The following is a 7,628-nucleotide window of genomic DNA, read 5'->3' on the forward strand; positions in this document are numbered from 1 at the left end:
GATATGAACGGGCGTCTCGGAGGCATTGCACGGCACGACAGGTCGCGCGGGCCGATCGAGACGCTCGATCACGTTTCGGTCACACGCGAACTCGGGGTTCGGGGTGACCTGCGCGGTGCGATCCGCCCCGGCAAGTCGGGGCGTCGGCAGGTATCGCTGATCGAGGCTGAAAGCTGGGCGGCGGCGCTCTCCGAGCTGCAGCCCGCACCAGACCACGCGATGCCGTGGTACATTCGCCGCGCCAACCTTCTGGTCGAAGGCGTTCGTTTGCCGCGGGAACCGGGCAGGGTCATCGCCATCGGCAAGACCTTGCGGATCGAAATAACCTGCGAATGTGATCCATGCAGCCGCATGGACGAAATCCAGCCCGGACTGAAACTTGCGCTGATGCCTGATTGGCGCGGCGGCGTGCTCGGCCGGGTGCTGACCGACGGTGAAATTTTCGTCGGCGACGAAGTGAGGATCGAGGAATGAGCTTCAAGACGCTTGATGATCTGGGCGACCTTACCGGCAAGACCGTACTGGTCCGCGAAGACCTCAACGTGCCAATGGCCGATGGCGCCGTCACGGACGACACCCGCCTGCGCGCCACCGTCGCCACGCTGTGCGAACTGGCAGACAAGGGGGCAAAAGTTCTCGTTCTTGCCCATTTTGGCCGCCCCAAAGGCCAACCTTCTGAAGAATTCTCACTGAAGAAGCTCGCTGCGCCGCTTGCTCATGTGCTTGGTCGCCCGGTCAGCTACATTGATTGGGAAGGTGACAAGGCTGCTATTGCCGCGCTGGCACCCGGTGCCATCGCGGTCCTTGAAAACACCCGTTTCTTCGGAGGCGAGGAAAAGAACGACCCCGCCGTTGTGGCGCGCTTTGCCAGTCTTGGCGACATCTACGTTAACGACGCGTTCTCTGCTGCACACCGCGCACACGCTTCGACCGAAGGCCTCGCCAAGGCGCTGCCAGCCTATGCCGGACGTGCGATGGAAGCTGAGTTGAAGGCACTTCAGAAGGCTCTTGGTGCACCTGAGCGTCCTGTTGCGGCCGTCGTGGGCGGGGCAAAGGTTTCGACCAAGCTCGACGTGCTCAAGCACCTCGTCAGCAAGGTCGATCATCTGATTATCGGTGGCGGTATGGCCAACACCTTCCTCGCTGCGCGCGGCGTGGCGGTCGGCAAGTCGCTGTGTGAACATGATCTGACCGGCACTGCCGAGGAAATTCTCGAAAACGCGGACAAGGCGGGCTGCACGGTCCACTTGCCTTACGACGTTGTGGTTTCGAAGGAATTTGCGGCCAATCCACCGTCGCTGCGTACCTGCAATGTTCATGAAGTTGCAGCCGACGAAATGATCCTCGATGTCGGTCCCGCCGCTGTCGAAGCGCTGGCCGATGTGCTCAAGACCTGCCGCACGCTTGTCTGGAACGGCCCGATGGGCGCTTTCGAGACTGAGCCTTTCGATACGGCAACTATTGCACTCGCGAAGACTGCTGCCGCGCTGACCAAGGAAGGCTCGCTTGTCTCCGTCGCAGGAGGCGGTGATACCGTCGCTGCGCTCAACCATGCTGGTGTTGCAGGGGATTTCTCCTATGTGTCGACGGCAGGCGGCGCATTCCTCGAATGGATGGAAGGCAAGGAATTGCCCGGCGTCGCCGCACTGGAAGCGTAAAAAATTCTGGAGCGTGTGTTGCACTGCGGCACGCGCTCCCTTATGGCGTGACTTCGCATAGGTATGCGCCTTATTTCCAGACGCTCGCATAATGGCTGAGCGTCTTTTTACGGCGCATTCGCGCATAGGTATGCGGAGCCGGTATTCCGGGGTTTCCGCCAGAATAGGACGGACCGATGAACACGACCGAGATGACTGCGAAGATGGCAAACGGAAACGGCTTCATCGCCGCGCTCGACCAGTCGGGCGGTTCCACTCCCAAGGCACTCGCAGGCTATGGCGTGACCGAAGATGCCTGGACCACCGAAGAGGAAATGTTCGGCCTGATCCACGAGATGCGCGCCCGCATCATCCGTTCGGACGCGTTCCACGGTGAGAAGGTCATCGGCGCAATCCTGTTCGAACGCACGATGGACGGCTATGTTGATGGCAAGTCTGTGCCAGCTGCCTTGATCGAAAAAGGCGTCGTACCGTTCATCAAGATCGACAAGGGCCTTGAGGATGAGGTCAACGGCGTCCAGCTGATGAAGCCGATGCCGACGCTTGATGCGTTGCTCGAAAAGTCCAAGGCGCTCGGCGTCTATGGCACCAAGGAACGCTCGGTCATCAACTCGGCCAACCGCGAAGGCATTGCCGCTGTGGTCGCGCAGCAGTTCGAGGTTGGCAAGCAGGTGCTCAGCCATGGCATGATGCCGATCATCGAACCCGAAGTGAACATCAAGAGCGAAACCCGCGCCGAATGCGACGCCATCCTGCTCGATGAAATCCTCAAGGCGCTCGACACGTTGCCGGAAGGCACGCAAGTCATGCTCAAGCTCTCGCTCCCCGTCGCGCCTTGCACGTTCGATCCGCTGGTCAATCACCCCAAGGTGCTGCGCGTCGTTGCGCTCTCTGGCGGTTACAAGCGCCCCGAAGCTTGTGTTGAACTTGCCAAGAACACCGGCATCATCGCCAGCTTCAGCCGCGCTCTGCTCGAAGACCTGCGCCACCAGATGACCGACGCGGAATTCGACGCTGCGCTGGGCGCGGCCATCAACGACATCTACACCGGCTCAACGCAAAAGACGCTCGTCGCCGCATAACCACCCGTTTGAGAGGACGGAAAGGCCGCCCCGCCACCAGCAAAGCTGGGGCGGGGCGTTTTATTGGTTTATGCTGAAATGGAATGAGTAGTCCGACGGCTTCAATGGCTTGCCGGTCATCTTGCCAGGCTCAACGGTATCAAGCACCAGTCCGTCGCCCGCGGGTTGTCCCAACGTAAACTGCCTTCGCTCTGCCGTGCCCCCGCGCATAACGGTTGTATCGACCACAACCTGGCCAGCCCAGACACATCGTGCGTTCATCGGGCAGCGGCTGTCCTCAATCACACTTTCTGGCCGAATCTTCACCGCTGCTACGCGCGTCGTTTGCCCGATCACGGCAAAACCATCGCTGCGCTCGGATACGGGAATGGTTGCGCAACCGGTCAGGCTGGCGAGGGTCACAAGGGCAAAGAATGCTGTTTTCATGTCCAGCACAATGCACCCGATTGATGAACCGTTCTGGAACCGGCGTTGCAGGCAAGGCAGACTCCCGATAAGGCGCGCGCCATGGCCAAGCTATCCTCAGAACTCTACCTGATCTCTCCGCTCGACGTCGGCGGGAATTTCCCCGACCGCCTTTCCCGCGCGCTTGACGCGGGGCCGGTCGCTGCGTTCCAATTCCGCGTGAAGGATATGGACGAACACGCAGCAGCAATTCTTGCCGAGCCGCTCCAGCGCATCTGCGCGGACCACGAAGTGGCTTTCATCGTCAATGACTCTATTAGCCTCGCCAAACGCCTCGGCGCGGACGGTGTCCACCTTGGGCAGGAAGATGGTGACATCACGGATGCGCGCGAACGCCTCGGCCGCAACGCCCAGATCGGCGTGACGTGCCATGACAGTCGCCATTTTGCGATGGACGCTGGCGATCAGGGTGCCGACTACGTTGCCTTTGGCGCGTTCTTCCCTTCGACCACCAAGGAAACCAAGCACGTCGCCGGCCTTGATCTGCTCGAATGGTGGCAATCGATCTTCGAACTGCCCTGTGTCGCCATTGGCGGCATCACGCCTGCCAATTGCGCACCACTGGTTCAGGCTGGCGCAGATTTCCTCGCGGTGAGCAATGCCGTGTGGAACGGAGATGAAGCAGCCAATGTTGCGGCGTTCTTCGATGCGATCCGCGCCAATCCCCGCGTAAGTTCCGACGCCTGACGGAACACTGACCGTGTCCGGTGGTTCTGTAGCAACACAGACCCCGGAGCCATGATGTCTCGATCATTTAATGCCGCCATCACCTTGACAATCGCGGGAATCGCACTCTCCGCCTGCCAATCTGAGAAAGCCGATCCTGCCGCCTCTGAAAGTGCTGTGGCAAACGCGCTGTCGTTCGTCGTTCCAATGGCATCGAATGATCCCGCACCCGGTCAGGCTGCCGAGCCAGAGGAGGCTGCGCGCCCTGTGATGCAAGCACAAGTCGTGCTCGAAAGGCTCGGCTTTGCACCCGGCGTGATTGACGGGAAGACCGGTCTGTCCACCACCAATGCTGTAACCGGCTTTCAGAAGGCCAATGACCTGCCCGTCACTGGCAAATTTGATGACCCGACAATGCAGGCACTGGCGCGCTGGTCGAACATAGCTGCCACGCGCATCGTCACAATCCCGGACGACTTTGCAAAAGGTCCATTCGCACCCCTCCCAAAAGACCCGGCAGAGCAGTCCACACTGCCTGAGATGGCTTACACATCCCTCGACGAAAAGCTGGCGGAGCGATTTCACACCACGCCGGAAGTGCTGCGTGGATTGAACCCGCAACTGCAGAATGCACCCTTCGCAGCCGACCAGAAGATCCGCGTTCCGAACGTTGGTGGAGATCGGATCGATCCGGCTCAAGTGGACAACAAGGGATGGCTGGCCACTTTGGCAACACTTGGCGTCAGCGATGCGCAGCCCGACGCAGCTAAGATCATCGTGAGAAAATCGAAGGGCACACTTGAAGTTTACGATGACGCGGACAAGCTTGTCGCACTTTTCACCGTCACCACTGGTTCCGAAAAAGATCCGCTGCCGCTGGGGGATTGGACAATCAACGGCAAGTCCTACAATCCAGAGTTCAGTTATAACCCCAGCCTGTTCTGGGACGTGCCCGACAGCAAGGGCGAGCATATGCTTCCGCCAGGGCCAAATGGCCCGGTCGGTGTCGTTTGGATCGATCTGTCCAAGGAGCACTACGGCATTCACGGCACGCCTGAGCCGCACACAATCGGCCGCGCCGAAAGCCACGGCTGTGTGCGCCTTACCAACTGGGATGCCGCACGGCTTGCGCAGATGGTCAGCGGCTCGACGAAGGTTTCGTTCGTAAGCTGATGCGGCTTCCCACAAGCGCCCTGCCGTGCAAAACAGGGCGCTTGTTGTATCGGATGGAGCGCGCATGACGGGGATCGCCAGCCCAAGGGAACTGACACTGCGAGGCGTCCTGCTGGGCGCGATCCTGACGGTCGTGTTCACTGCGGCCAACGTCTACCTCGGCCTGCGCATCGGCCTGACATTTGCCACCTCTATTCCGGCAGCGGTCATTTCGATGGCCGTCCTGCGCGCGTTTTCCGATGCGACGATCCAGGAAAACAACATCGTCCAGACAATTGCCAGCTCGGCAGGCACGCTCTCGGCCATCGTGTTCGTGCTGCCTGGGCTGGTGATGGTCGGATGGTGGGCGGATTTCCCCTACTGGGAATCCGTCGCGGTGATTGCAGTCGGCGGCATTCTTGGTGTGATGTACTCAGTGCCGTTGCGTCGAGCATTGGTGACAGGCTCTGACCTGCCGTACCCGGAAGGTGTTGCGGCAGCCGAAGTCCTGAAGGTTGGCGCAGGCGTCGGCGGAGCAGAGGAAAACCGCAAAGGCCTTGCTGCCGTCACTGCCGGTGGTCTGCTTTCCGCGCTCTATCCGCTGTTGGCCAAGATGAAGCTTGCAGTCGAAGAAGTGGGTGGCGCGTTCAAGGTCGGTTCGGGCGGATCAATGCTGTTTGGAGGTCTGTCACTCGCTCTGGTTGGCGTCGGACATCTCGTTGGCCTTGCGGTTGGCATTTCGATGCTGATCGGCATTGTGATCAGTTTTGGCGTATTGCTCCCGCAATTGACTGCTGGCGGAATTCCTCCGGGTACCGACCTTGCCGATTTCGTTGGCACCATTTTCCGCGAGAAAATCCGCTTCATTGGTGCAGGCACCATTGGCGTCGCTGCAATCTGGACCTTGCTGCGCGTGATCGGCCCCATTGTGCGCGGAGTCACCGCAGCAATCGCGGCGAACGTTTCGCGCAAAGGTGGTGGCAACGCCAGCCTCGACATCACCGAGCGTGATATTCCCATCGGCATCGTAGGTGGCACGATCCTAGCGTCGATGATTCCAATTGCACTACTTTTGGCTGATTTCGCAGTCGGCGGTCCGGTTGCGGCTGCTCTTGGCATGACGTTGATCGCATCAGTTGTCTATGTGCTGATCGCAGGGATTATCATTGCTTCCGTCTGTGGCTACATGGCAGGCCTGATTGGCGCTTCGAACAGCCCCATTTCAGGCGTAGGCATTCTTGCCGCGCTTGGCATTTCATTGCTTCTTCTCGGGCTGTTCGGGCAGGGTGGCAGTGAGGAAGACACGAAGGCGCTGGTCGCCTTCGCACTTTTTGTAACTGCGATCGTCTTCGGCGTCGCCACGATCTCGAACGACAACCTGCAGGATCTTAAGACAGGCCAGCTGGTTGGCGCGACGCCATGGCGTCAACAGGTCGCACTGATCCTTGGTGTGCTGTTCGGCGCGCTGGTGATTCCGCCGATCCTTGATCTGCTCAACTCTACATTCGGTTTTCAGGGCGCGCCCGGGGCAGGGCCGGATGCATTGTCAGCACCGCAGGCCTCGCTGATCTCGGCCATTGCGCAAGGAGTGCTGGGCGGCAGCCTTGATTGGGACCTCGTCGGACTCGGCGCGGCCATCGGCACTGGGGTGATCGCCGCAGACGAACTGCTCACGCGCTCAGGCAAAGGCTCGCTGCCCCCGCTCGCTGTCGGCATGGGCATGTATCTGCCCACGCAGGTAACGATGATGGTCGTTCTGGGCACCGTGCTTGGCCACCTGTACAACAAGTGGTCTGCACGCCAGTCCGCGCCCGAATTTGCCGAGCGAATGGGCGTGCTGACCGCCACCGGCCTCATTGTGGGTGACAGCTTGTTCAATATTGCCTTCGCAGCGATTGTCGCTGGCACTGACAACACCGAGGCACTTGCGGTGGTGGAGGACTTTTCCGTCAGCTTGCCATTTGGCGTCACAGCTTTTGCCGCGATCATTGCCTACGCCTACTGGCGGATGCGGCGTGACAGTATTTCGGCTTAGCCCGGCGTCGCTATCCTGATCGGCCCCGCGTGAACGCAGCGGATGCCAATTTGCGTATCATCTTGCGCGACTTCTCGCAGGATTTCTTCCCCGTCCATAACAAACCTGCGCCCGGAAAAAGTGCCACTGGTTAATGTTACGCGATCTGCCAGCCGCAAATACGTGCCGGTGGAGTTATCCGGCGCAACATAGCTCGAATCTGCAATCGTCTGAAAACCCAGTTCTGGCTTCTCTGCGGCGAGCGTGTTCGCGTCTCCGGGAATTTCGCAAGTCCAACCACCTTTCTGCAACACCATGAGCTTGCCCCCAGGCACGGCCTGTGCGGCGCTGGCCAAGGTGATGGCGGCGATGGTGATAACAGGAAGGCGCTTCATTGCTCTCTGCTAGCACGCCCGCCCCATTTCAGGCAATCGCGCTTGAAGCTGCGGCTTTGAACGGCTAAGGGCCGCGCTTCCCTACTCACGGTAAGGTTCTTTCCATCATGAAGATCAGCGGCGTGGACATCCGTCCGGGCAATATCCTGGAATACGAAAAGGGCATCTGGAAGGTCGCCAAGACCCAGCATACCCA

The 7,628-nt window shown here is 59.9% G+C and carries 8 protein-coding genes and 1 pseudogene; 7 read left to right on the forward strand and 2 right to left on the reverse strand.

Going from position 1 to position 7,628, the window contains the following annotated elements:
* Positions 1 to 3: 3 nt before the first annotated feature.
* The 3 genes from B7X90_RS14250 (at position 4) to B7X90_RS14260 (ending at position 2,740) form a co-directional block, all read left to right on the forward strand.
* Positions 4 to 474 carry an MOSC domain-containing protein gene (locus tag B7X90_RS14250; RefSeq protein WP_292625471.1) on the forward strand — a complete coding sequence of 157 codons (471 nt, stop codon included), beginning with the start codon at positions 4 to 6 and terminating at the stop codon, positions 472 to 474.
* Positions 471 to 1,658 (forward strand): phosphoglycerate kinase, encoded by a 1,188-nt coding sequence (locus tag B7X90_RS14255; protein WP_292625473.1) that lies wholly within the window; start codon positions 471 to 473, stop codon positions 1,656 to 1,658. The genes B7X90_RS14250 and B7X90_RS14255 overlap by 4 nt, the downstream gene beginning before the upstream one ends.
* A gap of 176 nt (positions 1,659 to 1,834) precedes the next feature.
* Positions 1,835 to 2,740 (forward strand): fructose bisphosphate aldolase, encoded by a 906-nt coding sequence (locus tag B7X90_RS14260; protein WP_292625475.1) that lies wholly within the window; start codon positions 1,835 to 1,837, stop codon positions 2,738 to 2,740.
* Between the two features lie 60 nt (positions 2,741 to 2,800).
* On the opposite strand, the gene B7X90_RS14265 is transcribed toward B7X90_RS14260, so the two are convergent.
* A complete protein-coding gene (locus tag B7X90_RS14265; protein ID WP_292625487.1) occupies positions 2,801 to 3,166 on the reverse strand; it encodes a hypothetical protein in 366 nt (121 codons plus the stop codon).
* A gap of 81 nt (positions 3,167 to 3,247) precedes the next feature.
* Here B7X90_RS14265 and thiE point away from each other — a divergent pair, with 81 nt between their 5' ends.
* The 3 genes from thiE to B7X90_RS14280 all read left to right on the forward strand — a co-directional run bounded on the left by thiE (position 3,248) and on the right by B7X90_RS14280 (position 7,058).
* Positions 3,248 to 3,892 carry a thiamine phosphate synthase gene (thiE, locus tag B7X90_RS14270; RefSeq protein WP_292625477.1) on the forward strand — a complete coding sequence of 215 codons (645 nt, stop codon included), beginning with the start codon at positions 3,248 to 3,250 and terminating at the stop codon, positions 3,890 to 3,892.
* 54 nt (positions 3,893 to 3,946) lie between these two features.
* A complete protein-coding gene (locus B7X90_RS14275; RefSeq protein ID WP_292625479.1) occupies positions 3,947 to 5,044 on the forward strand; it encodes a L,D-transpeptidase family protein in 1,098 nt (365 codons plus the stop codon).
* 64 nt (positions 5,045 to 5,108) lie between these two features.
* Positions 5,109 to 7,058, forward strand: a complete 1,950-nt coding sequence (locus B7X90_RS14280; RefSeq protein WP_292625481.1) for an oligopeptide transporter, OPT family — start codon at positions 5,109 to 5,111, stop codon at positions 7,056 to 7,058.
* Here the strand turns inward: B7X90_RS14280 and B7X90_RS14285 are convergent.
* On the reverse strand, positions 7,055 to 7,432 hold the full coding sequence (locus B7X90_RS14285; RefSeq protein WP_292625483.1) for a hypothetical protein: 378 nt from the start codon (positions 7,430 to 7,432) through the stop codon (positions 7,055 to 7,057). The genes B7X90_RS14280 and B7X90_RS14285 overlap by 4 nt on opposite strands.
* 107 nt (positions 7,433 to 7,539) lie before the next feature.
* Between B7X90_RS14285 and B7X90_RS14290 the strand changes: the two are divergent.
* A pseudogene (locus B7X90_RS14290) lies at positions 7,540 to 7,628 on the forward strand (elongation factor P); the annotation flags it as partial.

The sequence above is a fragment of the Novosphingobium sp. 17-62-19 genome, assembly GCF_002256775.1.
Taxonomy (GTDB): Bacteria; Pseudomonadota; Alphaproteobacteria; order Sphingomonadales; family Sphingomonadaceae; genus Novosphingobium.

Bases quoted from the DNA above. Each gene is read 5' to 3' on its own strand.
- B7X90_RS14250 (WP_292625471.1), top strand. From the start codon at position 4: ATGAACGGGCGTCTCGGAGGCATTGCACGGCACGACAGGTCGCGCGGG.
- B7X90_RS14255 (WP_292625473.1), top strand. From the start codon at position 471: ATGAGCTTCAAGACGCTTGATGATCTGGGCGACCTTACCGGCAAGACC.
- B7X90_RS14260 (WP_292625475.1), top strand. From the start codon at position 1,835: ATGAACACGACCGAGATGACTGCGAAGATGGCAAACGGAAACGGCTTC.
- B7X90_RS14265 (WP_292625487.1), bottom strand. From the start codon at position 3,166: ATGAAAACAGCATTCTTTGCCCTTGTGACCCTCGCCAGCCTGACCGGT.
- thiE (WP_292625477.1), top strand. From the start codon at position 3,248: ATGGCCAAGCTATCCTCAGAACTCTACCTGATCTCTCCGCTCGACGTC.
- B7X90_RS14275 (WP_292625479.1), top strand. From the start codon at position 3,947: ATGTCTCGATCATTTAATGCCGCCATCACCTTGACAATCGCGGGAATC.
- B7X90_RS14280 (WP_292625481.1), top strand. From the start codon at position 5,109: ATGACGGGGATCGCCAGCCCAAGGGAACTGACACTGCGAGGCGTCCTG.
- B7X90_RS14285 (WP_292625483.1), bottom strand. From the start codon at position 7,432: ATGAAGCGCCTTCCTGTTATCACCATCGCCGCCATCACCTTGGCCAGC.